Here is a 22685-nt window from a genome sequence, read left to right on the forward strand (position 1 = left end):
TGCCTAGTCAGGGTTAAAAAACGGTTCCTCCGTCGCGCACGGGTGTCTCGCCATAATGCAGAAAGGCGGCCCGAGAGCCGCCTTCCAGAGTTTTTGTTCCTGCCTCTTACGCCTGTTCGAAGGCGCCGTGGCAATGCTTGTACTTCTTTCCCGAGCCGCAAGGGCACGCCTCGTTGCGACCGACCTTACCCCAAGTGGATGGGTCCTTGGGATCGCGGTTTTCCGGAGCCACGTAGTCGGGCGCCGCCAGGAGGGCGCCTGCAGAGCCGCCCTCGTTGAAGTCGTCCTCGCCGGTCGTCGCGTCGATATGATGGCCTTCCATCTCGGGAACCGACGGCGGCGGCGCTTCACGCACCAGTTCGACCCGCATCATCTGCGTCGTTACGGCTTCGCGGAGATTTGCAAGCAGTGCCTGGAAGAGTTCGAAGGCCTCGGCCTTATATTCCTGCAGCGGATCACGCTGGGCGTAGCCGCGGAAACCGACCACAGAACGCAGATGGTCGAGATTGACAATATGCTCGCGCCAGAGCTGGTCGATCGTCTGGAGCACCACGGAGCGTTCGACATAATGCATGATCTCTGGACCGAAACGTTCGGCCTTGTCGGCGACAGCCTTGTCCGCGGCGTCGGTAATACGTGCGAGGATATCGTCGTCAGCGATGCCTTCCTCTTTCCCCCATTCCTCGATCGGAAGGTCGAGATTGAGGAGCTGTGCAACGGCCGCCTTGAGGCCTGCCGTGTCCCATTGCTCGGCATAGGCCCGTTCGGGAATGTGGAGACTTACAAGCGACTCGATGACGTCATTGCGCATGTCGGCGATGGTTGCCGAGACATCCGGAGAATCCATGAGCTCAATACGCTGCTCGAAGATGACCTTACGCTGGTCGTTTAGAACGTCGTCGTATTTCAGAAGATTTTTGCGGATATCGAAGTTCCGCGCCTCGACCTTCTTCTGCGCGCGCTCGAGTGCCTTGTTGATCCAGGGGTGGACGATCGCCTCGCCTTCCTTCAGCCCCAGCTTCTGCAGCATTCCGTCCATCCGGTCGGAACCGAAGATGCGCATCAGGTCATCCTGGAGCGACAGATAGAACTTGGAGCGGCCGGGGTCGCCCTGGCGGCCGGAACGACCGCGCAGCTGATTGTCGATGCGGCGGCTCTCGTGCCGCTCGCTCGCGATGACATAAAGGCCGCCCGCTTCAAGCGCCTTCTGCTTGAGCCGAGCGACCTCGTCCGTGATTTCCGCGACTTTGGCGTCGCGTTCCGGGCCGGCCTCCATCTCAGCCGTTTCGCGCTCGATCCGCATCTCGAGGTTGCCACCGAGCTGGATGTCGGTGCCGCGGCCGGCCATGTTCGTTGCGATGGTCACCGCACCCGGCACGCCCGCCTGGCTGACGATATAGGCTTCCTGCTCATGGTAGCGCGCGTTGAGCACGGAGAAATCCTGAAAACCGGATTGCTTCAGCAAGGCGGCAAGCAGTTCCGACTTCTCGATCGAGGTAGTGCCGACAAGGACCGGCTGTCCGCGTCCGTTGGCCGTCTTGATCTCTTCAATGATTGCCCGGAACTTCTCCTCGGCGGTCCGGTAGACCTCGTCGTCCTCGTCTACGCGCTGGATGGGGAGGTTCGTCGGAACCTCGACCACGTCGAGGCCGTAGATATTGGCGAATTCTTCCGCTTCGGTTGCCGCCGTGCCGGTCATGCCGGCAAGCTTGCCATACATGCGGAAATAGTTCTGGAAGGTGATCGAGGCCAGGGTCTGGTTTTCGGGCTGGATCTGCACCTTTTCCTTGGCTTCCAGCGCCTGGTGCTGTCCTTCCGAATAGCGTCGGCCAGGCATCATTCGGCCGGTGAACTCGTCGATGATGACGACCTCGTCGTTGCGGACGATGTAGTCCTTGTCGCGCGTGAAGAGCTTGTGCGCTTTCAGCGCATTGTTGATATGATGGACGATCGCGACGTTTTCGACGTCGTACAGCGAAGCACCCTTCAGAAGGTTGGCTTCCCGGAGCAGGTTTTCCAGCTTCTCGGTGCCGACCTCGGAGAAATTCGCCGAGCGCTGCTTTTCGTCGATCTCGTAGTCTTCCTCGGACAACAGCGGAATGAAGGCATCGATCGTCGTGTATAGATCGGAGCGGTCATCGAGCGGGCCGGAGATGATGAGCGGCGTGCGTGCTTCATCGACCAGGATCGAGTCCACTTCGTCGACGATGGCGTAGTTATGGCCGCGCTGCACCATCTGCGAGCGCTCGTATTTCATGTTGTCGCGGAGATAATCGAAACCGAGTTCGTTATTCGTCGCGTAGGTGATGTCGCAGGCGTAGGCTGCCCGCCGTTCCTCGTCCGACAGCCCGTGCACGATCACGCCGGTGGTCATGCCGAGGAAGCTGTAGAGCTTGCCCATCGTCGTCGAGTCGCGCTTGGCGAGGTAGTCGTTGACGGTAACGACGTGAACACCCTTGCCTGCGAGTGCATTCAGATAAACGGCAAGCGTCGCAACGAGGGTCTTGCCTTCACCCGTCTTCATTTCAGCGATGGAATTGTCGTTCAGGATCATCGCGCCGATGAGCTGAACATCGAACGGGCGCAGCCCGAGCGTTCGGCGTGCGGCTTCGCGGGCGACTGCGAAAGCGGGGACGAGAAGATCCTCGAGGTTTTTGCCCGCGGCAAGCTGTTCGCGGAACTCTGCCGTCTTGGCGGCAAGCGCTCCGTCGTCCAGAGCCTTCATGCTGTCTTCGAGAGCGTTTATCGCCGCGACCTTCGGCTGGTAGGAGCGGATACGGCGATCGTTTGCCGAGCCGAACAGTTTGCGGGCGAGCCCACCAAGACTGACCATCAGCGTGGTCCTTTCTGACACTTCGTCACATATTGCGTGCGCACTCGCCGGCACCCGATCACGGACGAAATGGAGTGCCGCCACCGGAAACTTCACTGGACGCGAGGTTGCGTGACAGATAAGAGGGGGGTCGAATGATGTCAACGGGACAGGTTGCTGCGGAGGCGTTGGTTTCCGGCGTATCCGACAACTTTTCGCCCGATTCAATCGGTTTGAAGCGGTACCCTATTCGAAAGGTCTGTCATGTCTCGCTATCATAAACTTGCCCTTGCTGCATGCGTGGCGCTCGTGGGCCTTAAGGTACCTGCTTTTGCCGAGGACGCCCTGGTGGCGAAGGTCGGCAACCTCGAGATCCGTCAATCCGAGCTCGATATTGCGCTGGCAAATCTCGATCCGCAGCTGTCGCAGCTTCCGGACGAGCAGAAGAAGGTTGCCGCCCTTTCGAGCGCCATCGACGTCAAGCTTCTGGCAGGCAACGCCACGGCCGAGGGCCTGAAGGATGACCCCGCCTACCAGCAGCGCATGCAGTTCATCGCCGAACGGGAGCTCCATAACCTGTATTTCAAGAAGCACGTGGTCGATGCCGTAACCGACGACGAGGTCAAGGCACGCTACGAGAAGGAGATCGCCGCTCTCCCGAAGCAGGAAGAGGTTCGTGCACGGCACATCCTCGTGAAGACCGAAGACGAGGCGAAGGCCGTCATCGCCGAACTCGACAAGGGCAAGGATTTCGTCGAGCTTGCGAAGGAGAAATCCACTGACCCGAACAAGTCGGAAGGTGGCGACCTCGGTTACTTCACCAAGGGGCGGATGGTACCGGAATTCGAACAGGCTGCGTTCGCCATGGAGAAGGGCACTTACTCGAAGACCCCGGTCAAGACACAGTTCGGCTTTCATGTGATCAAGGTCGAGGACAAGCGCGACGCGCCGCCGCCGGCCTACGAAGATGTCGCGCAGCAGGTTCGCCAACTCGTCATGCGCGACAAGTATCTCGAACTGATTGCCAAGGCGAAGGCCGACCAGAAGGTCGAGATCGTCGATGAGACCCTGCGCAAGGGCTATGAAGACGTGAACAAGCAGCCGTAATCGCGGCAATGGTCTTTCGGCCCGCGCAGGTAGCGCGGGCCTTCCCTTTTGTGCTTCGTATTATTCAGGCCGCAAAGAAATGTCTGCCACCGTTTCCCCGCTTGCTCCCAAATCCTACCCTGTCATGCCGCCTGTCAGAGGTGTCCGCATGGCGACTGCGGCAGCCGGCATCAAGTACAAGAACCGCACCGACGTCCTTCTGATGGCCTTCGACAAGCCCGCAGCGGTTGCCGGCGTATTCACGAAATCGAAGTGCCCGTCGGCGCCGGTCGATTTCTGCCGCTCGAATCTCTCTCATGGCGTCGCACTCGGCGTGGTCGTCAACTCCGGCAATGCGAATGCATTCACGGGGATGAAGGGCAGGGAGGCGACGACGCTTACCGCGAAGTCGGCGGCCGCGGCGCTTGGATGCGGAGAGAATGAGATCTATCTCGCCTCCACGGGCGTCATCGGCGAGCCGCTCGATGCGACCAAGTTCTCCGGCGTCCTCGGCGACATGGCGAAGAGCGCGACCGGCGATTTCTGGCTGGAAGCGGCCAAGGCGATCATGACGACCGACACCTATCCGAAGGTGGCGACCCGGACGGCGAAAATCGATGGTGTCGACGTGACGATCAACGGCATCGCCAAGGGCGCCGGCATGATTGCGCCGGACATGGCGACGATGCTGTCTTTCGTGGTCACCGATGCGGACATTGCAGCGCCTGCGCTGCAGGCTTTGTTGTCTGCCGGCGTCGGACCGACGTTCAATTCCGTAACGGTCGACAGTGACACCTCGACCTCGGACACGCTGATGCTTTTTGCGACCGGCGCCGCCGCCGCGGACGGACAGCTGCGCGTCGAATCTGCAGACGACGCCCGCCTTGCCGGCTTCAGGGTTGCCCTCAACGACCTTCTCAAGGATCTGGCGTTGCAGGTGGTCCGCGATGGCGAAGGTGCCCGAAAGATGATCGCGATCACCGTCACCGGCGCCGAGAACGACGTTGCTGCGAAGCGCATCGGCCTGTCGGTCGCCAACTCTCCGCTGGTCAAGACGGCGGTTGCCGGTGAAGATGCGAACTGGGGCCGCGTGGTCATGGCTGTCGGCAAATCCGGTGAAATGGCCGATCGTGACCGGCTCGCCATCTGGTTCGGCGATGTTCGCGTGGCAGTCAATGGCGAGCGTGATCCCGCTTACTCCGAAGCGGCTGCAAGCGCCGTGATGAAGGAGAACGATGTCGCAATCCGGGTCGATATCGGTCTCGGCAGCGGCCAGGCGACCGTCTGGACGTGCGATCTCACAAAGGAATATGTCGCGATCAACGGCGATTACCGGAGTTGATGGCGCGGATGCAAGCGGAGCGACAGCAGGCGAATCTTCCGCTCGTGCGGCGGCTGGAAGCGGTCAGTTTCCGCGCTTGGCCTGCCGCTTCCGTACAGTATGACGGCAGCTGGCAGGTCCGGCTGACCGGCGGACATCCGTCGAAACGGCTGAATTGCGTGGTCGCGCTGGATCCGTCCGACAGTCGCGACATTGCGCTGCGGCTCGAGCGCGCCGCGCGGAAGTTCGACGCCTATGGCCGCCCGCTGGTGGTGCGGGAAACGCCACTGACACCCAAGCCGCTCGTGGAACATCTGATCGCAGAGGGCTGGACCTGTTTCGAGGAGGTCGTCACCCAGACGGTCGATCTAACTGCTCTGGATATTCCCGATACGCTGGATCACCTGCCGACCCAGGATGTCGGGCGTTTCGTCGACGCCAGTCTTGCACTTCAGGGCCAAGACCCTGCGCTGAAGCCGGTCCTTGCCGAAGTCATCAATTCCATCAAGCCCACGGTCGGCATGTTCCTGATCGAGGACCCCAACGCGGGTCCGGTCGCCTCGCTCCTTTGCGTGCAGGATAATGATCTTGCCGGCATTCTGCTCTTTGCTGTGTCGGACAAGCATCGCCGGCGTGGTGTCGGCATGGAAGTCCTTTCGTCCGCACTCCGCTGGGCGCGGATGCGTGGCGCGCGCATGGCCTGGCTTCAGGTTTCCACGGACAACGAGGCGGCCCTCTCGCTCTATGCGCGGCTCGGCTTCGTTGAGGCGTACCGTTACCGCTACTGGTCCAAGGATGGTTCGCAATGAATGGCGGACCCAAACCGATCCTGCTGGTCGCCGCCTGTGCGCTCGTGGACACGGACGGGCGAATTTTGCTGGCCCAGCGTCCCGAAGGAAAATCGCTCGCGGGTCTCTGGGAGTTTCCCGGCGGCAAGGTCGAGGCAGGGGAAACGCCCGAGGAGACACTCGTGCGCGAGCTCGACGAGGAACTGGGGATCACCACCCGCATTCCGTGCCTGGCGCCACTCACGTTCGCAAGCCACAGCTATGACAGCTTTCACCTGTTGATGCCGCTCTTCATCTGCCGCCGCTATGACGGTATTGCCCATGGCAGGGAGGGGCAGGCGGTCAAATGGGTCCGTCCGCAAGCGTTGCGCGATTATCCGATGCCCCCGGCCGACGAGCCGCTCATCCCCTTTCTGCAGGACTTGCTGTAGTCCGTCGAAGTTCTTGCAGTTGTTCTTAACGAAAAGTTTATAACCCTCAGGCATGGATAGAACTGTTCATGCGGTAAAGTGTGCGTGGGGCATATCATGGCAAACGAGGATTTCTGGAAGACCGTCGGGTCTGGAGAACGGTCTTCGCAAAAAGCCAGGAAGACGGGTGTTTTGAACATTGCACTGCTGTTCGGAACAGCGGCGATTGCGCTGTCGCTCATCCTCACGCCTATGCTTGCGGGGAACTCGGAAAGAAAGAGTCTGGCATTCACGCCGGATGACTACGACAACATAACGACGGGCTCGATCAGCAAGACAGGGCCGGGCAAGCGATACACGATACGCAGGAGCGTCCTGCAAGAGACGCCGGGCTCCGTCTGCATCATCGACCGTTATGGTGCGGGGGACGGCTGCTGAGCGAATTCCGATCCGGAGACGTTCGGCAAAATGGGGGAAGCATGCGCCTGCTGAGAAATCTGGTTGCCGACAACACCGGCGCGACGGCCGTCGAATACGGACTGATCGCAGCAATAATCTCCGTGGCCTTGCTCACCGGCTACGGTGCGTTCACCGGCGCTCTGATGAACGTCTTCGAGACGATCACCACAACTATAAACGCGGCGGGGACCTGACCGGGTCAGTCGTGTTTCGGGGTGGCGAGCGCGTCCGCCAGCCTCATCTTCGCCGAGCCGGGCTTCAGCGGCTTTTGCTGGCTTTCATGCGGTGCCCAGCCCGAGACGTAGATGAAGACGAAGGTTGCACGGATACGCCCGTCGGGGTCTGCGTAGCGTTCCGCGTATTTCTCCGCGGCGCGCAGGAAGAAAGCCCTGCCAAGCGGTCTGCGGCTACGGTCAACGAGCGGATTTGCCATCCCCATGGCCTTGAGATCCCGCATAAGTCCGAAAATCGAATCGTAGCGGACCGTATAGGTCTGTGCATCGATGACAGGAAGCGCGAATCCGGCTCGCTGCATCAACGCACCGATGTCGCGGATGTCCGCAAACGGGATGACACGTGGACTGGCTCCACCCGAGAGTTCAATTTCCGTCGCCAGGAGGACGTCGCGCAGTTCGGCGAGCGTTCCCGCGCCGGGAATGGCTGCCAGAAAGAGTCCGTCGGGCTTCAACGCCTTGCGGATCTGTATGAGAACGCCGGGCGTGTCGTTGGTGACATGAAGTGCAAGCGGCGACAAAACCAGGTTGACGGACTGTTCGTCGAGCGGCACTTGCTCCAGCGGTGCTTCGGTCAAGGCTTCGCCCGATTGGGCGAAACTCGAATGTGTTTCAACGCGCACGAGTTCGCCGATCTTGCCGGTTTCCATGCACGCTCTCGCGGTCGTACCGCTTGCTCCGTGCAGCTCGACCGCCTGCTCGAAACGGCGTTCGACCAGAGAGAGTCTTTCAGCGAGTTCATGGGCCGCGACCTGCAGCAGGAAATCCGCCCCGTCTGTATGCCGCACATGGGCGCGGCGGCGATTTTCGGTCACCAGGTCGAGATCGAAGAGTTTGTCCATGGCACTGTCCGGCTGAAACTATGCGTGTGGTAAAGGCGCCCGCAAGGGCCTAATGTCAACCTATGGACGCTCATATAGCGCAATCTGCAGGCCGGTTAAGAGCGCCGCCCCTTGCGACGTTCGCGACATTCGTTCGCGATCTCGTTTACCCGCCGTCCTGCGCCCATTGTGGGATTCGGGTCGCCGGCCACGGTGCGCTTTGCGCGAAGTGCTGGACCTCGATAGGGTTCATTGAGCGCCCTTTCTGCGAAGTTCTGGGTACGCCGTTTCCCTACGACCACGGAGAGGGAGCGCTCTCCCCGGAAGCAATCGCCGATCCTCCCGCCTTCGACCGCTTGCGTTCCGTTGCGATCCATGACGGCATCGTCCGTGAGCTGGTGCACAGCCTCAAGTACCGGGACCGCCTCGATCTCGCGCCTGTTATCGCTCGCTGGATGGTGCGTGCCGGCGCCCCGGAGCTTGCCGTGTGCGACGCTGTTCTTGCCGTCCCGTTGCATCGGACACGACTCTTCACACGCAAGTTCAACCAGTCCGCGGAGTTGGCTCGGCACATAGCCCGGTCGATCGATAAGCCGTTTCTCGCATCCGCCGTTCTGCGCGTGAAGCGTACTGCCCAGCAGGTCGGGCTCAGCGTGAACGCACGCGCCGATAACGTGCGCGGCGCTTTTGCAATCGCATCCGGCTGCGAGACCGACGTCTTTGGACGTCGACTCGTCCTGATTGACGACGTCTTCACGACCGGGGCAACGGTCTCTGCAGTTACCAGGATTCTGAAACGAGCCGGAGCGGCTGACGTCTCAGTTTTAACCTTTGCAAGGGCATTGTCCGATCCTATATGACGCTACCACGACATTCAGTTCGGCCCCGGTGGCTTCGGAGAAAAGCATGGCATCTGTGACGATCTACACACGCCAATTCTGTGGCTACTGCGCACGCGCCAAGGCGCTGCTCGAATCGAAAGGTGTCGCCTATGTCGAGCATGACGCGACAGGCAGGCCAGAGGTGCGGGAAGAGATGATCGCCAAGTCGAACGGAGGCATGACCTTCCCGCAGATATTCATTGGTGACAAGCATGTGGGCGGTTGCGACGATCTTTATGCACTCAATCGGGCCGGCAAGCTCGACGCGATGCTGGCAAACTAGGGAGCGTGAAGCGATGACGTTCAAGGCCGCTGCAGTCCAGATGTGCTCCGGGGTGAACCCGGACAAGAATGCCGACGCCATGGCCCGTCTCGTGCGCGAGGCCGCGGGACACGGCGCAACGTACGTGCAGACACCCGAAATGACCGGCGCGGTGCAACGCGATCGCCAGGGACTTGCGTCCGTCCTGCGCGACGAGGATACCGACATTATTGTCAAGACGGCGGCGAGCCTCGCGAAAGAGCTGAAGATTCATCTGCACGTCGGCTCGACGGCCATCGCGCTTCCCGACGGAAAGATCGCTAATCGCGCTTTTCTGTTCGGACCGGACGGTCGCAAGATCTGCTCCTATGACAAGATCCACATGTTCGACGTCGATCTCGACAATGGAGAGAGCTGGCGCGAAAGTGCCGTCTATCGTCCGGGTTCGGAAGCTCGCGTGGTGGAATTGCCGTTCGCACGGCTCGGTTTCGCGATCTGCTACGATTTGCGTTTCCCAGCGCTCTTTCGCACCGAGGCGGTGGCCGGTGCCGACGTGCTGACCGTTCCTGCAGCGTTCACGCGCCAGACCGGAGAAGCTCACTGGGAAGTGCTGCTGCGTGCCCGCGCCATCGAGAACGGCGCCTTCGTGATCGCTGCTGCGCAAGCCGGGGTTCATGAGGACGGTCGCGAGACTTTCGGCCATTCCATGATCGTCGACCCCTGGGGCAGGGTCCTGGCGTCTGCTGCCGGGACAGGCGAGGCAATCGTGCTCGCTGATATCGACGTGGTTGCGGTGAAGGCCGCGCGCGCGAAGATTCCGAACCTCAAGAACGCTCGAGAGTTCACGCTCGAAACGTCACCTTTATCCGCCAAGGAGGGCGTGACTGTTTGATTCGCTACTCGCTTCGCTGTGACAACGCCCACGAATTCGAGGGATGGTTCTCGGAGAGCGCCGACTACGAAAGGCAGCAGGCGCTCGGTCTGGTGAACTGTCCCGCTTGCGGCTCTGCAAAGGTGTCGAAACTGCTGATGGCACCCTCTGTGTCCACCGCGCGCAAGAGGGAGGCGGCTCATGCGCTCGTGGCGACCACTGAGCAGCGAGAGGCCCTTCAAAAATTGAAGGAGGCGGTCGCGGCCATTCGCGCCAACAGCGAGGACGTCGGGGAGCGTTTCCCGGAGGAAGCGCGCAAAATTCACTACGGAGAAGCCGATGCGCGCGGACTCGTCGGCCAGGCGTCACCTGCGGAGGTCAGGGCGCTGGTCGAAGAGGGGATAGAGGTCGCTCCGATCCCTGTTCTTCCCGATGAAGTGAACTGACGGTAGGTTCCGGCAACCCGACGAAGATGCCGAATTGCCGAGGGCAGTCTCGCTCACGATTGACCTCAGCCCTTGAAGCCCCCGCCGTCCAGGTAGGCTTGTTCTTGGGGCATTGTCTCGCGACCGAGTGCGGCGTTGCGATGGGGAAACCGCCCGAAACGTGCGATTATATCCCGATGTTCGATGGCGTACGGGAGTGTGCGCTCGTCGCCGCAGCGGTCTCGGTGTTCCGTGAAGAGGCGGACGCTGAGGCTCTGGTCCGCCGGGTCTTCCGAATGCTCGAACGGAAGATAGAAGAAGATAGCCAGCGTCGCATCCACCTGCCGGTCAAAGCCGGCCGCAAGCGCCCGCCGCGCTACCGCACGGGCGAGGCCGTCTGTTGCGAAGGCATGTCCCGTACCACGGTAGAGATTGCGCGGAAACTGGTCGAGAAGCAGGAGCAGTGCAAGCGAGCCTTCGGCGCTTTCCTCCCAAGCGGACAACTCACCCCGCGCGGCCTGCATGTGCAGCTCGGCATAGTGAAGCATGATCGCAGCGTCCAGTGCAGCGTCGCGGGCAAACCACTTGTCGTAACCTTGACCGTTCCAGAATGCGACGACGTCGGCCGGCGACATCATGGTCGCGCCTCCCGTACAGCAGGCCGCGCCGCCAGCACCATGTAGTTGACGTCGGTGTCCGGCGAAAGGCGCCATTGGTTCTGCAAGGGATTGAAGAAGACGCCCGTTCGCTCAAGCAGGTTCATTCCGCTCTGTTGAAGGGGTGCCTCCAATTCTTCGGGGCGCACCAGCTTCTCATATTGGTGCGTTCCGCGAGGAAGCCAGCCGAGGACGTATTCCGCGCCGACAATCGCGAGCGCGGCGGCCTTGAGTGTGCGGTTGATCGTCGAAATCAACATGAGGCCGCCCGGCTTCACCATCGAGGCACATGTGGTGATGAAGAAATCGACGTCTGCAACGTGTTCGACGACTTCCATGTTCAGTACGACGTCGAAACGCTCATCGGCGGCTGCCAGCGACTCTGCCGTCACGGCGCGGTAATCGACGGTGGTTCCCGTCTGCTCGGCATGGGTGCGGGCGATGCCGATATTTCTCTCAGAAGCATCTGCCCCAAGGACGGTCGCGCCCATCCGTGCGACTGGCTCGGAGAGCAGGCCGCCGCCGCAACCGATATCGAGAATTCGCAGTCCCTGCAGTGGCTGGTGGCTTTTCGGATCTCGTCCGAAATGTTCAGCGACCTTGTCGCGAATGTAGGTCAATCGCACCGGGTTGATCTTGTGCAGCGGTTTGAACTTGCCGGTGGGGTCCCACCATTCCGCAGCCATTGCCGAAAAACGGTCGACCTCGACCTGATCGATGGTGGTGCGCGCCTGTTCGGTCATTTGCCGATCTCCATGAATTCCGAAGAAATCAAGTCGGACGATCGACTGCGGATGTCAAGTCCACGGTATCTGCCGAACGTGGCGCGCCGGAGCTTGCCTCAATACAGCCGGAAAGGCGGAACATCCACAATGCCGGAACGTTACCGTTTCGATACGCATAGGCCCCATTGGGGCTCAGGAGACGCTCATGAAGAAACTATCGCTACTTGTGGTGGCCGCCTTGGGAGCCTTTGGCTTGCCGGCGCTTGCGGAAGCGGCGCCCGCTTACTCGACGGCGGACGTCAATATGCGCTCGGGTCCCAGTACCCAATACCCGCCTGTGTTGGTTATTCCTTACGGCAGTAGTGTCGACATCCGCGGATGTCTGAGCTCGCAGGCCTGGTGCGACGTCGACTACCGCGGGATCCGTGGGTGGGTGTCAGGGAGTTACCTGCAGGCGACCTATGAGCAGCGCCGCGTCTATGTCGGGCCGAGCTACTACGAGCCGCTCGGCATTCCGACCGTAATGTTCAGCATCGACACCTACTGGGACCGCCACTATCGAGATCGGGACTTCTATCGTCATCGGGATGAATGGCGGGACGGCTACTACCGCCCGACAGTTCGCCGCGATGATTATCGTCGTCCGCCGCCGCCGCGATGGAACGACGACGAGGATGAGGACTACGGTTGGCGCGAGCCGTCCCGGCGTGTCCGCGAGAAACGGCGAGACCCGCCGCCACCTCCCGCGCCGCGGGTCATGCGTGACGAGGAACGTGCGCGGGCGGTCTACGAACGCAAGATGCGTCACCTGCCGCCGCGCGACCGCGGGGAAATGATCCAGGAGAGAAACAAGAAACGGTCCCAGGGTGAGCAACGCGTCCGTTGCAACTGGGGAATGCTTGCCTGCCAGTCGCACGATTGACAACAGGACCTGCGCGGTCACCACCGTGATCGCGCAGGTTTTCGTTTGAAGCGTATGCTCCGACGAAGCGCTCCGTGGATACGAGTCGTCCCGGGCGCTCTTTCTATATTTCGGCAGAGTCGCGCTGCCCGGGTTTTCCAGGCTTACCGCTCGCCTCTTCTTTCCTTCGCCACGACAGTTCGCCCCCTCGTCTCGATCCCGAACGACGTAACTCTCTCTCGGCGTGGTCGGGCTCGGTCGACACGAAACCCCTTGACCCGTGGGCATTTCCGGCCACGGGGCCATTGAACTTCCGAGGGGATTTGGCTATGAGACCGCAACTCGCCCGTGCCCTGCGCCCGGGTGCATCTTCAGCGGTGCCGGTCGGTACCCAATATTCGTGACGGTAGTTTAGGCAATGGCTCGCATCGTGATGAAATTCGGCGGAACTTCCGTCGCCAATCTCGAACGTATTCACAATGTCGCACGGCATGTGAAACGTGAGGTTGACGCCGGCCACGAAGTGGCCGTTGTCGTTTCGGCGATGTCGGGCAAGACGAACGAGCTGGTCGATTGGGTGCGTAACGTGCCCAAGGTCGCAGGCGCCGACTCGCCTTTCTATGATGCGCGCGAATACGATGCGGTCGTCGCTTCGGGAGAGCAGGTAACTTCCGGTCTGCTTGCGATCGCCTTGCAGTCGATGGGTGTCAATGCACGTTCCTGGCAGGGTTGGCAGATTCCGATCAAGACGGATAACGCGCACGGCGCCGCCCGCATTCAGGAGATCGACGGCTCGGACATTGTTCGCCGGATGGGTGAAGGGCAGGTCGCCGTCGTCGCGGGTTTCCAGGGCATCGGCCCCGACAATCGTATCTCGACGCTCGGCCGCGGCGGTTCCGATACCTCGGCGGTTGCGATTGCCGCGGCGGTGAAAGCCGATCGTTGCGACATCTACACGGATGTCGACGGCGTCTATACGACGGATCCTCGTGTCGAGCCGAAAGCACGCCGACTGAAGAAGATCGCCTTCGAAGAAATGTTAGAGATGGCGTCGCTGGGCGCGAAGGTGCTGCAGGTGCGCTCGGTCGAGCTCGCCATGGTGCACAAGGTTCGAACCTTCGTGCGTTCGAGTTTCGAGGACCCGGATGCACCGGGAATGGGCGACCTTCTCAACCCGCCCGGTACGTTGATTTGCGATGAGGAAGAGATCGTGGAACAGGAAGTTGTCACCGGCATTGCGTATGCCAAGGATGAAGCGCAAATCTCGCTGCGCCGCGTCGCCGACCGGCCGGGCGTTTCCGCCGCGATTTTCGGTCCGCTTGCCGAAGCGCACATCAACGTCGACATGATCGTGCAGAATATCTCCGAGGACGGAACGCGGACCGATATGACCTTCACGGTTCCCTCCGGCGACGTCGACAAGGCGCTCGCTGTTCTCGGCGACAACAGGGAGCAGATCGGTTACGACGTGGTCCAGAGCGAATCGGGACTGGTCAAGGTCTCGGTTATCGGTATCGGCATGCGCAGCCATGCCGGCGTGGCGGCCACCGCGTTCAAGTCACTCGCCGAAAAGGGGATCAACATCAAGGCGATAACCACGTCGGAGATCAAGATTTCCATCCTGATCGACGGCCCCTATGCCGAACTCGCGGTCCGGACTTTGCATTCCTGCTACGGCCTCGATAAGAATTGATTCCGCTGAGGCGGTTTGCCACTCTCGACGATTGACGCGGGTGGTGGACCGCCCCGTCCATAGACCGTTTTCGGGAGCATGCGCGCGATGAGAGACCTGTCTGCCGGTCCACGCGTTCTTCTCAAACGGCTCCGCGAACTGATGGCGGAGCCGCTTGAGCCACAGGAGCGCCTTGACCGGATTGTTCGTCAGATCGCGAGCAATATGGTGGCGGAAGTGTGCTCCGTCTACGTCCTGCGCTCAGATGGTGTTCTCGAACTCTACGCCACCGAGGGTCTGAACAAGGACGCCGTACACCTTGCCCAGTTGAAAATGGGGCAGGGGCTTGTCGGAACCATCGCGGCGAGCGCCCAATCGCTCAATCTTTCCGATGCGCAGGCCCACCCGGCGTTCCGCTACCTGCCCGAGACGGGCGAAGAAATCTATCACTCCTTTCTCGGCGTGCCGATTCTGAGGGCTGGCCGCAGTCTTGGCGTCCTCGTGGTTCAGAACAAGGCACAACGGAACTACCGGGAGGACGAACTTGAAGCGCTCGAGACGACAGCCATGGTGCTGGCCGAAATGATCGCGACAGGCGAGCTGAAGAAGATCACGAGGCCTGGTCTGGAACTCGATCTGACGCGGGCGGTGACCATCGAAGGCGACAGCTACGGCGAGGGGATCGGGCTCGGTTATGTCGTGTTGCATGAGCCGCGCATCGTGGTGACCAACCTTCTCAACGAAGACAGCGAGAAGGAAATCCGCCGGCTAGCCGATGCACTGGGGTCGCTGCGCATCTCGATCGACGACATGCTGTCACGGCGCGAAGTCGCAATGGAAGGTGAGCACCGCGAGGTGCTCGAGACGTATCGCATGTTCGCCCACGATCAGGGCTGGGTCCGCCGCATGGAAGAGGCGATCCACAACGGTCTGACCGCCGAAGCGGCGGTCGAGAAGGTGCAGAGCGACACCAAGGCGCGCATGATCCGTCTGACGGATCCCTATCTTCGGGAGCGGATGCACGACTTCGACGACCTAGCCAACCGCCTGCTGCGGCAGCTGACCGGTTTTTCGTCGCGAAGCACATCGGAAGGTTTTCCGGCCGACGCCATCATTCTTGCGCGCGCGATGGGCGCTGCGGAGCTGCTGGACTATCCACGCAGCCATATTCGCGGTCTGGTCCTCGAGGAGGGGGCCGTGACCAGCCACGTAGTGATCGTCGCCCGCGCGATGGGCATTCCGGTCGTCGGCCAGGCGGCGGGTGCGGTGGCTCTCGCCGAAAACGGCGATCCGGTCATCATCGACGGAGACGACGGCAAGGTCCACGTCCGGCCGATGGCGGACCTGCAGAAGGCATATGAGGAGAAGGTGAGGCTGCGTGCCCGTCGACAGGAACAGTTCCGTGCTCTGCGCGACGTCGAGCCGCTGACAAAGGACGGCAAGCGTATCCTCCTCCAGATGAACGCCGGCCTTCTCGTTGATCTGCCGCAACTGACGGCCTCGGGGGCCGAAGGCATTGGGCTGTTCCGCACCGAGCTCCAGTTCATGATCTCTTCCACGATGCCGAAGGCGGAAGAGCAGGAGAATTTCTACCGCAACGTCCTGCGTCAGGCCGAAGGGAGGACGGTGACCTTCCGCACGCTCGACATCGGCGGCGACAAGGTCGTGCCCTATTTCCGCTCGCAGGAGGAAGAGAATCCGGCGCTCGGCTGGCGCGCGATACGCCTCTCGCTCGACCGGCCCGGGCTGTTGCGCACCCAGCTCAGGGCTCTCTTGAAGGCTTCTGCCGGCGCAGAACTCAAAATGATGCTGCCGATGGTGACCGAAGTCTCTGAAATACGAGCGGTTCGTGAGCTGATGCAGAAGGAGATTCAGCATTTGTCCAAGTTCGGGCATCAGCTGCCGAAACGTTTGCAGTTCGGTGTCATGCTCGAGGTTCCAGCGCTGTTGTGGCAACTGGAGGAACTGATGGAGGAGGTGGACTTCGTCTCCGTCGGCTCCAACGACCTCTTCCAGTTCTCGATGGCGGTCGATCGTGGCAATGCTCGCGTGGCGGAGCGTTTCGACGTGCTCGGTCGACCGTTTCTGCGCATTCTTCGCGACATTGTCCGAGCTGCCGACAAGGCGGGAACACCGCTGACGTTGTGCGGCGAGATGGCCGGCAAGCCGCTGAGCGCGATGGCCCTTCTCGGACTCGGATTTCGCTCGATCTCGATGTCGGCGACATCGATTGGTCCGATCAAGGCGATGCTTCTGGCGCTGGACGTCGACCGTTTGAGCCAGTTGCTCGAAACTGCCCTCGACGACCACCATACGCATCTGCCCGTGCGCGACATCCTCACCGGATTCGCGGAAGACAACAACATTCCCCTTTGAATGACCTGCCTGGAGTAGAGAGTGGCAAAGCTACCTGTCGATAAGATGCGTGAGCTCGAGCGCCGATTCGGTGAGATCGAAGCTCGCATGTCGGCTGGGCCGGCCGCGGACGTCTATGTCAAGCTTGCCTCGGAATATGCCGAATTGCAGCCCGTTGTCCGCAAGATCCGCGAATATGAAGCGGCGCTTACCGAACTGGCTGGCCTACGATCGATGCTGGCGGACAAATCGACCGATCGCGAGATGCGCGCTCTTGCAGAGATAGAGCTGCCGGAGGTCGAGGAGCGCATCGCAGCGCTCGAGACGGATATTCAGATCCTTCTGCTGCCGAAGGATGCGGCAGATGAAAAGAGCGCCATCCTCGAGATTCGCGCCGGGACCGGCGGTTCGGAAGCGGCGCTTTTTGCTGGTGACCTTTTCCGGATGTATGAACGATTTGCCAGCTCAAAGGGCTGGAAGGTCGAGGTTCTGTCGGCCAGCGAAGGCGAGGCGGGCGGCTACAAGGAAATCATCGCTTCGATCACCGGTCGCGGCGCATTTTCGAAATTGAAATTCGAATCCGGCGTCCATCGCGTGCAGCGCGTTCCGGAAACGGAGGCGAGCGGACGCATTCACACCTCCGCAGCAACGGTTGCGGTGCTGCCGGAGGCGGAGGAGATTGACGTAGAGATTCGGCCGGAAGACATCCGAATCGATACGATGCGCTCGTCCGGGGCCGGGGGGCAGCACGTCAACACCACCGACTCGGCGGTTCGTATCACGCACCTGCCGACCGGCCTGGTGGTCACGAGTTCCGAGAAATCTCAGCACCAGAACCGCGCGAAAGCGATGCAGGTCCTGCGTTTCAGACTCTATGATATGGAACGTCAGCGGAGCGAGAGCGAACGCTCGGCGGACCGCAGGAGCCAGGTGGGATCCGGCGACCGGTCAGAGCGTATTCGCACCTACAATTTTCCTCAGGGCCGGGTCACCGATCACCGTATCAATCTCACCCTCTACAAGCTGGACAGGATGATGGAGGGAGACATCGACGAAATCGTCGACGCCCTGATTGCGGACTACCAGGCCGGCCAGCTTGCGCAACTCGGCGAGCAGTCGTGAGCGGGGATCGAGACACCGCAAGTGCGCTGATTGCCGAAGCAAGGCGGTGTTTTGCCGAGGCGAACCTCGCCGATCCGGCGACTGACGCGCGTGTTCTCGTCGCGGGCGCTCTCGGTCTATCGCTCTCCGACATCCTGATGCGTGGCGACGTTGTGATCTCTCTCGAGCAGGCCGAGGACGTGCGTGCAGCCATCGCCCGGCGTTGCAAACATGAGCCTGTTCACCGTATTCTAGGGCACCGGGCGTTTTACGGACTGGACCTGCAGCTCTCTCCGGCAACGCTGGAGCCTCGGCCGGATACCGAGGTTCTGGTCGACTGCGTATTGCCTCACCTGAAGCGGACGATCGCCGAAAAAGGCGCAGCGCAGCTGCTCGATGTCGGCGTTGGAACAGGTGCCATCTCGCTCGCCCTGCTCAAGGAATGTCCGCAGGCTCGCGCTGTCGGAAGCGATATTTCCGAAGGGGCTCTTTCAACGGCGGAACGCAATGCCTACATCAATGGTGTAGCCGAGCGGTTTGAGACCGTGCGCAGCGCATGGTTCGCTTGCATTGAGGGAAGGTTCGACATCATCGTGTCAAATCCGCCCTATATTCCGACAGGCGTGGTCGCAGAGCTGGATCCGGAGGTCCGGGACTACGATCCGTTGGCGGCGCTGGACGGTGGTCAAGACGGCCTTGACGCCTATCGCGCGTTGGCGGTTGGAGCGGGTGCTTTCCTGGAACCGTGCGGCGTGGTGGCCGTCGAGATTGGCTACGACCAGAAGAAAAGCGTGACTGCACTCTTCGAAGCCGCAGGTTTTTGCCTTGTTGAGGCACGTCGCGATTATGGCGGTAATGACCGTGTTCTTCTGTTCACGACGCGAAATTGCTGCGGGTGCTAAGTTGTTTCCGACTTGCGAAGAAAACGCTTGGTTTTCCGGAGGAAGCGGGCTAGGTTGCGGGCACGCAGCGGGCAGCGGGGAATGAACAGAGATTCGTTCGGGTCTGGGGCGGCTTCGATTTCGGCTCCTTTGGAGTTTCGCGAAGCGAGCAATTCCCGTTGCGTGATCAGTTAATTTGGCTTTCACCAGCGGCAGATGAAGCAATGGCGCACCATGCCCGCGGCACGCGGAGCTTTGATCCGGTCTAACCAGATGCGGCAGCGTAGCCAATCTATCAGCAATCTAGAGAATTCAGGTGAATAATCGATGAGGCCAGGACAGCAGAACAAGCGTGGTCGCGGGCGTGGCGGCAACGGCGGTGGCGGCAACTTCAATCGCAAGGGCGCCAATCCGCTGACGCGGACCTATGACAGCTCCGGTCCTGATGTGAAGATTCGTGGTACCGCCCAGCACATCGCGGAAAAGTACGCCGCGCTTGCTCGTGACGCCCAGAGCTCCGGTGACCGTGTCATGGCAGAGAATTACCTGCAACATGCCGAGCACTATAACCGCATTATTGCAGCCGCTCAGGCACAGATGCAGGAGCGTTTCCAGCGCGACGACCGCGGGGACTACGCTGACCGCGACGTCGACGACATGGACATCCTTGACGAACCGACCGTTCAAAATGCAGCTCCGGCGCAGGCTGCGCCGCGTCCGGTCGAGATTGCCGGAAGCGGCCCGCAACCCGTGATCGAAGGAACACCGGTGGAGGTCAGTGCTGCCGAGGAGGCCGCAGAGGAAGGCGGGGAGCAACGGCAGTCTCGTCGTCGCAATTCCGGCTCGCGTCCGCGACGGCAGCGTCGCGGTGGTGCCGGGGCGCAAGGAGAGGACGCCGGCGACGCGGGATCGGCCAGCGCCGAGCCGACTTCGGAAAAGCCGGAACTGGCCGCTGCCGCTTCCGAATAGACGACGTCTATTGTTGAACGATGAAGTATCGAGGAACTCCGGCCCGTGGCCGGAGTTTTTCGTTTAAGTTCCTCTTTAAAGGCCGAAATTCTCTCCCCATATCTCGATCACAAGGGTGGAGACGCCCGGGGTTCGCCTGTTCAGGGGACCCGATCCTTAACCGCTGCATTGTGCCGTTACGGGCAATGCAGCTCGTGGAGATAGGCGATGAATATCGAGAAATATTCCGAGCGCGTTCGCGGCTTCCTGCAGTCGGCACAGACCTATGCACTGTCGGAAGGCCACCAGCAATTTACGGCCGAACACGTCCTCAAGGTCCTTCTGGACGACGATCAGGGCATGGCGGCATCTCTCATCACGCGCGCCGGCGGCGATCCGAAGGAAGCGCGCCTGGCCAATGAATTGGCCCTGTCCAAGCTTCCGAAGGTTTCCGGTGGCGGTGGCCAGGTCTACCTTTCGCAACCGCTCGCCAAGGTGTTTTCGACGGCCGAAGAAGCGGCAAAAAAGGCCGGTGACAGTTTCGTCACCGTCGAACGCCTGTTGCTGGCTCTGGCAATCGAGCCGTCTGCGTCAACTTCAGCCAGCCTGAAGAAAGCCGGTGTCACGGCGGCGACCCTCAATCAGGTCATAAACGACATCCGTAAGGGTCGCACAGCCGACACGGCGAGTGCCGAGCAGGGTTTCGATGCCCTGAAGAAGTATGCCCGCGACCTCACAGACGAGGCCCGTGACGGCAAGCTCGATCCGGTCATCGGCCGCGACGACGAGATCCGCCGCACCATTCAGGTGCTCTCTCGCCGGACGAAGAACAATCCGGTCCTGATCGGTGAACCCGGCGTCGGCAAGACGGCGATCGCGGAAGGTCTGGCTCTGCGTATCGTCAACGGCGACGTTCCGGAAAGTCTCAAGGACAAGCGGCTGATGGCGCTCGATATGGGAGCGCTGATCGCCGGCGCGAAATATCGCGGTGAGTTCGAGGAGCGGCTCAAGGCCGTCTTGAACGAGGTTCAGGCGGAGAGCGGCCAGATCATCCTCTTCATCGACGAAATGCACACGCTGGTCGGCGCGGGCAAGGCCGACGGGGCCATGGATGCCTCCAACCTCCTGAAGCCGGCGCTGGCGCGCGGTGAGTTGCACTGCGTCGGCGCGACCACGCTCGATGAATACCGCAAGCATGTCGAAAAGGATGCGGCGCTCGCGCGTCGTTTCCAGCCGGTCATGGTCGACGAGCCGACGGTCGAGGACACCATCTCGATCCTGCGCGGGCTCAAGGAAAAGTACGAACAACACCACAAGGTTCGTATTTCGGACTCCGCCATCGTCGCGGCGGCGACCTTGTCGAACCGCTACATCACCGACCGGTTCCTGCCTGACAAGGCAATCGACCTCATGGACGAGGCGGCGTCTCGGCTCAGGATGCAGGTCGACTCCAAGCCTGAGGAACTCGATGAACTCGATCGCCGAATCATCCAGCTGAAGATCGAGCGTGAAGCGCTGAAGAAGGAGACGGACTCTTCTTCTGCCGATCGCCTCAAGAGGCTGGAAAGCGAACTCGCTTCGCTCGAGGAGCAGTCGGATGCCCTGACCGCTCGCTGGCAGGCGGAGAAGAGCAAGCTCGGCCTTGCTGCAGACCTCAAGCGGCAGCTCGACGAGGCGCGCAACGAGCTGGCGATCGCCCAGCGCAAGGGCGAGTTCCAGCAGGCCGGGGAACTGGCCTACGGGGTGATCCCGAAGCTGGAAAAGGAACTCGCCGAGGCCGAAACTCAGGACGGCAGTGCCCGTGAGAGCATGGTCCAGGAGGTTGTCACGCCGGACAATATCGCCCATGTCATTTCGCGCTGGACCGGTATTCCCGTCGACAAGATGCTGGAAGGCGAACGGGAGAAACTGCTTCGCATGGAGGACGAGCTCGCCAAGTGGGTTGTCGGCCAGGGTGATGCGGTGCAGGCGGTTTCGCGTGCCGTTCGTCGCTCACGCGCCGGGTTGCAGGACCCGAACCGGCCGATCGGTTCCTTCATCTTCCTCGGCCCTACGGGCGTTGGGAAGACGGAGCTCACCAAGTCGCTTGCCCGGTTCCTCTTCGATGACGAAACTGCACTGGTGCGTATCGACATGTCGGAATACATGGAGAAGCATTCGGTCGCCCGCCTCATCGGTGCGCCTCCCGGCTACGTCGGATACGAGGAAGGCGGCGCGCTGACCGAATCCGTGCGGCGCAGGCCCTATCAGGTCGTCCTCTTCGACGAGATCGAGAAGGCGCATCCCGATGTGTTCAACGTGCTCCTGCAGGTTCTCGACGATGGACGCCTGACCGACGGCCAGGGCCGGACTGTGGATTTCAAGAACACGATCATCATCATGACGTCAAATCTCGGGGCGGAATACCTGACCAACCTGCCGGAAGGTTCCGATACGGATCAGGTCCGCGACCAGGTGATGGACGTGGTCAAGGCATCGTTCCGGCCGGAATTCCTCAACCGTGTCGACGAGATCATTCTTTTCCATCGCCTGCAGCGGACGGAAATGGGCGCGATCGTCGACATCCAGATGAAGCGGCTCTTAGCACTTCTCGCCGAGCGCAAGATCACCGTCGAACTGGGTGAGGATGCCCGCAACTGGCTCGCCGACAAGGGTTACGACCCGGTCTACGGCGCGCGGCCGCTGAAGCGGGTGATCCAGAAATACGTTCAGGATCCGTTGGCCGAGCAGATTCTCTCGGGGAGGATTCCGGACAACTCGAACGTTGCGATTGCGGCGGGATCGGATCGCCTGCTGTTTGACGTCCGGCAGCTCGCCGATGAGGCCGCGTAAGCGGTGAATGAGTGCAGGACAAGGAAATGGCGGCTCATGAGCCGCCATTTCTGTAAGTTCCTCCAGTCGCTCGCCCGTTTTCAGCGGGCGGCCAGCTGCTTCTGCCGCTCGACGTTGCCGAGCAGCGCATCGATGCGCTGGCGCTCGACTTCGAATTTTGCGAGCGCTTCTCCCGTGAGGGATTTCCCGCCCGGAAGGCGGACCTTCAACGGGTCCACCTTGGTGCCGTTGACGATCAGCTCGTA

Annotated in this window: 22 protein-coding genes (1 of these 22 cut by a window edge); 17 read left to right on the forward strand and 5 right to left on the reverse strand. The window is 61.2% G+C overall.

Going from position 1 to position 22685, the window contains the following annotated elements; genetic code table 11:
* Positions 1–106 precede the first annotated feature (106 nt).
* A complete protein-coding gene (gene secA, locus H4I97_RS00930) occupies positions 107–2833 on the reverse strand; it encodes a preprotein translocase subunit SecA (RefSeq protein ID WP_182306112.1) in 2727 nt (908 codons plus the stop codon).
* 243 nt (positions 2834–3076) lie between these two features.
* Here secA and H4I97_RS00935 point away from each other — a divergent pair, with 243 nt between their 5' ends.
* The 6 genes from H4I97_RS00935 to H4I97_RS00960 all read left to right on the forward strand — a co-directional run bounded on the left by H4I97_RS00935 (position 3077) and on the right by H4I97_RS00960 (position 7070).
* The gene (locus H4I97_RS00935; RefSeq protein WP_182306113.1) at positions 3077–3919 is read left to right on the forward strand and encodes a peptidylprolyl isomerase; all 843 of its coding nucleotides are present in this window, start codon (positions 3077–3079) and stop codon (positions 3917–3919) included.
* 79 nt (positions 3920–3998) lie between these two features.
* Complete coding sequence (gene argJ / locus H4I97_RS00940; protein ID WP_182306114.1) at positions 3999–5240, forward strand: bifunctional glutamate N-acetyltransferase/amino-acid acetyltransferase ArgJ; 1242 nt, start codon at positions 3999–4001, stop codon at positions 5238–5240.
* A gap of 8 nt (positions 5241–5248) precedes the next feature.
* Positions 5249–6028, forward strand: coding sequence for a GNAT family N-acetyltransferase (locus H4I97_RS00945; RefSeq protein WP_182306115.1), 780 nt, complete (start codon positions 5249–5251; stop codon positions 6026–6028).
* Positions 6025–6438 carry an 8-oxo-dGTP diphosphatase MutT gene (gene mutT, locus H4I97_RS00950; protein ID WP_182306116.1) on the forward strand — a complete coding sequence of 138 codons (414 nt, stop codon included), beginning with the start codon at positions 6025–6027 and terminating at the stop codon, positions 6436–6438. The genes H4I97_RS00945 and mutT overlap by 4 nt, the downstream gene beginning before the upstream one ends.
* Positions 6439–6534: 96 nt before the next feature.
* Positions 6535–6855, forward strand: a complete 321-nt coding sequence (locus H4I97_RS00955) for a hypothetical protein (RefSeq protein ID WP_182306117.1) — start codon at positions 6535–6537, stop codon at positions 6853–6855.
* A gap of 41 nt (positions 6856–6896) precedes the next feature.
* Positions 6897–7070 carry a Flp family type IVb pilin gene (locus H4I97_RS00960; protein ID WP_182306118.1) on the forward strand — a complete coding sequence of 58 codons (174 nt, stop codon included), beginning with the start codon at positions 6897–6899 and terminating at the stop codon, positions 7068–7070.
* 5 nt (positions 7071–7075) lie between these two features.
* Here H4I97_RS00960 and H4I97_RS00965 read toward each other — a convergent pair whose 3' ends face one another.
* Positions 7076–7951 carry a methyltransferase domain-containing protein gene (locus H4I97_RS00965; protein ID WP_182306119.1) on the reverse strand — a complete coding sequence of 292 codons (876 nt, stop codon included), beginning with the start codon at positions 7949–7951 and terminating at the stop codon, positions 7076–7078.
* Positions 7952–8013: 62 nt separating this feature from the next.
* Between H4I97_RS00965 and H4I97_RS00970 the strand changes: the two genes are divergently transcribed.
* From H4I97_RS00970 to H4I97_RS00985, 4 genes are read left to right on the forward strand one after another with little or no spacing between them, the layout of a single operon-like run.
* Complete coding sequence (locus H4I97_RS00970) at positions 8014–8790, forward strand: ComF family protein (RefSeq protein ID WP_182306120.1); 777 nt, start codon at positions 8014–8016, stop codon at positions 8788–8790.
* A 46-nt stretch (positions 8791–8836) separates the two neighbouring features.
* Positions 8837–9094, forward strand: a complete 258-nt coding sequence (gene grxC / locus H4I97_RS00975) for a glutaredoxin 3 (protein ID WP_182306121.1) — start codon at positions 8837–8839, stop codon at positions 9092–9094.
* 13 nt (positions 9095–9107) lie between these two features.
* The gene (locus H4I97_RS00980; protein ID WP_182307502.1) at positions 9108–9965 is read left to right on the forward strand and encodes a carbon-nitrogen hydrolase family protein; all 858 of its coding nucleotides are present in this window, start codon (positions 9108–9110) and stop codon (positions 9963–9965) included.
* Positions 9962–10390, forward strand: a complete 429-nt coding sequence (locus H4I97_RS00985; protein ID WP_182306122.1) for a DUF1178 family protein — start codon at positions 9962–9964, stop codon at positions 10388–10390. Before H4I97_RS00980 ends, H4I97_RS00985 begins: the two co-directional genes overlap by 4 nt.
* A gap of 65 nt (positions 10391–10455) precedes the next feature.
* On the opposite strand, the gene H4I97_RS00990 is transcribed toward H4I97_RS00985, so the two are convergent.
* Both H4I97_RS00990 and ubiG read right to left on the reverse strand, forming a co-directional pair.
* Positions 10456–11007 carry a DUF924 family protein gene (locus H4I97_RS00990; protein WP_182306123.1) on the reverse strand — a complete coding sequence of 184 codons (552 nt, stop codon included), beginning with the start codon at positions 11005–11007 and terminating at the stop codon, positions 10456–10458.
* Positions 11004–11768: a bifunctional 2-polyprenyl-6-hydroxyphenol methylase/3-demethylubiquinol 3-O-methyltransferase UbiG gene (gene ubiG / locus H4I97_RS00995; RefSeq protein WP_182306124.1), complete on the reverse strand. Its 765-nt coding sequence runs from the start codon at positions 11766–11768 to the stop codon at positions 11004–11006. The genes H4I97_RS00990 and ubiG overlap by 4 nt, the downstream gene beginning before the upstream one ends.
* A 187-nt stretch (positions 11769–11955) precedes the next feature.
* Between ubiG and H4I97_RS01000 the strand changes: the two genes are divergently transcribed.
* The 7 genes from H4I97_RS01000 (at position 11956) to clpB (ending at position 22440) form a co-directional block, all read left to right on the forward strand.
* Positions 11956–12672, forward strand: a complete 717-nt coding sequence (locus H4I97_RS01000; protein ID WP_182306125.1) for an SH3 domain-containing protein — start codon at positions 11956–11958, stop codon at positions 12670–12672.
* Positions 12673–13069: 397 nt separating this feature from the next.
* Complete coding sequence (locus H4I97_RS01005) at positions 13070–14344, forward strand: aspartate kinase (RefSeq protein ID WP_182306126.1); 1275 nt, start codon at positions 13070–13072, stop codon at positions 14342–14344.
* Between the two features lie 87 nt (positions 14345–14431).
* Complete coding sequence (gene ptsP, locus H4I97_RS01010) at positions 14432–16699, forward strand: phosphoenolpyruvate--protein phosphotransferase (protein ID WP_182306127.1); 2268 nt, start codon at positions 14432–14434, stop codon at positions 16697–16699.
* Between the two features lie 21 nt (positions 16700–16720).
* On the forward strand, positions 16721–17800 hold the full coding sequence (gene prfA / locus H4I97_RS01015; RefSeq protein ID WP_182306128.1) for a peptide chain release factor 1: 1080 nt from the start codon (positions 16721–16723) through the stop codon (positions 17798–17800).
* Entirely contained in the window at positions 17797–18681 is an 885-nt protein-coding gene (gene prmC / locus H4I97_RS01020) for a peptide chain release factor N(5)-glutamine methyltransferase (protein WP_182306129.1), read from the forward strand. The genes prfA and prmC overlap by 4 nt, the downstream gene beginning before the upstream one ends.
* Positions 18682–18987: 306 nt before the next feature.
* Positions 18988–19629 (forward strand): DUF4167 domain-containing protein, encoded by a 642-nt coding sequence (locus H4I97_RS01025; RefSeq protein ID WP_182306130.1) that lies wholly within the window; start codon positions 18988–18990, stop codon positions 19627–19629.
* A gap of 207 nt (positions 19630–19836) precedes the next feature.
* Positions 19837–22440, forward strand: coding sequence for an ATP-dependent chaperone ClpB (gene clpB, locus H4I97_RS01030; protein WP_182306131.1), 2604 nt, complete (start codon positions 19837–19839; stop codon positions 22438–22440).
* A gap of 80 nt (positions 22441–22520) precedes the next feature.
* Here the strand turns inward: clpB and H4I97_RS01035 are convergent, their stop codons facing one another.
* On the reverse strand, positions 22521–22685 hold the end of the coding sequence (locus H4I97_RS01035) for a M23 family metallopeptidase (protein ID WP_182306132.1). Its footprint extends 1773 nt past the window's final position; only the last 165 of its 1938 coding nucleotides appear in the window; the start codon falls outside the window, past its right edge — the gene reads right to left on this strand; it ends in the stop codon at positions 22521–22523.

Origin of the sequence: Ciceribacter thiooxidans, assembly GCF_014126615.1 — a bacterium.
Classification (GTDB): Bacteria; Pseudomonadota; Alphaproteobacteria; order Rhizobiales; family Rhizobiaceae; genus Allorhizobium; species Allorhizobium thiooxidans.

What these genes read in the sequence shown, in the direction of transcription:
- secA (WP_182306112.1), bottom strand. Translation starts at nt 2,833, where the DNA reads ATGGTCAGTCTTGGTGGGCTCGCCCGCAAACTGTTCGGCTCGGCAAAC.
- H4I97_RS00935 (WP_182306113.1), top strand. Translation starts at nt 3,077, where the DNA reads ATGTCTCGCTATCATAAACTTGCCCTTGCTGCATGCGTGGCGCTCGTG.
- argJ (WP_182306114.1), top strand. Translation starts at nt 3,999, where the DNA reads ATGTCTGCCACCGTTTCCCCGCTTGCTCCCAAATCCTACCCTGTCATG.
- H4I97_RS00945 (WP_182306115.1), top strand. Translation starts at nt 5,249, where the DNA reads ATGCAAGCGGAGCGACAGCAGGCGAATCTTCCGCTCGTGCGGCGGCTG.
- mutT (WP_182306116.1), top strand. Translation starts at nt 6,025, where the DNA reads ATGAATGGCGGACCCAAACCGATCCTGCTGGTCGCCGCCTGTGCGCTC.
- H4I97_RS00955 (WP_182306117.1), top strand. Translation starts at nt 6,535, where the DNA reads ATGGCAAACGAGGATTTCTGGAAGACCGTCGGGTCTGGAGAACGGTCT.
- H4I97_RS00960 (WP_182306118.1), top strand. Translation starts at nt 6,897, where the DNA reads ATGCGCCTGCTGAGAAATCTGGTTGCCGACAACACCGGCGCGACGGCC.
- H4I97_RS00965 (WP_182306119.1), bottom strand. Translation starts at nt 7,951, where the DNA reads ATGGACAAACTCTTCGATCTCGACCTGGTGACCGAAAATCGCCGCCGC.
- H4I97_RS00970 (WP_182306120.1), top strand. Translation starts at nt 8,014, where the DNA reads ATGGACGCTCATATAGCGCAATCTGCAGGCCGGTTAAGAGCGCCGCCC.
- grxC (WP_182306121.1), top strand. Translation starts at nt 8,837, where the DNA reads ATGGCATCTGTGACGATCTACACACGCCAATTCTGTGGCTACTGCGCA.
- H4I97_RS00980 (WP_182307502.1), top strand. Translation starts at nt 9,108, where the DNA reads ATGACGTTCAAGGCCGCTGCAGTCCAGATGTGCTCCGGGGTGAACCCG.
- H4I97_RS00990 (WP_182306123.1), bottom strand. Translation starts at nt 11,007, where the DNA reads ATGATGTCGCCGGCCGACGTCGTCGCATTCTGGAACGGTCAAGGTTAC.
- ubiG (WP_182306124.1), bottom strand. Translation starts at nt 11,768, where the DNA reads ATGACCGAACAGGCGCGCACCACCATCGATCAGGTCGAGGTCGACCGT.
- H4I97_RS01000 (WP_182306125.1), top strand. Translation starts at nt 11,956, where the DNA reads ATGAAGAAACTATCGCTACTTGTGGTGGCCGCCTTGGGAGCCTTTGGC.
- H4I97_RS01005 (WP_182306126.1), top strand. Translation starts at nt 13,070, where the DNA reads ATGGCTCGCATCGTGATGAAATTCGGCGGAACTTCCGTCGCCAATCTC.
- ptsP (WP_182306127.1), top strand. Translation starts at nt 14,432, where the DNA reads ATGAGAGACCTGTCTGCCGGTCCACGCGTTCTTCTCAAACGGCTCCGC.
- H4I97_RS01025 (WP_182306130.1), top strand. Translation starts at nt 18,988, where the DNA reads ATGAGGCCAGGACAGCAGAACAAGCGTGGTCGCGGGCGTGGCGGCAAC.
- clpB (WP_182306131.1), top strand. Translation starts at nt 19,837, where the DNA reads ATGAATATCGAGAAATATTCCGAGCGCGTTCGCGGCTTCCTGCAGTCG.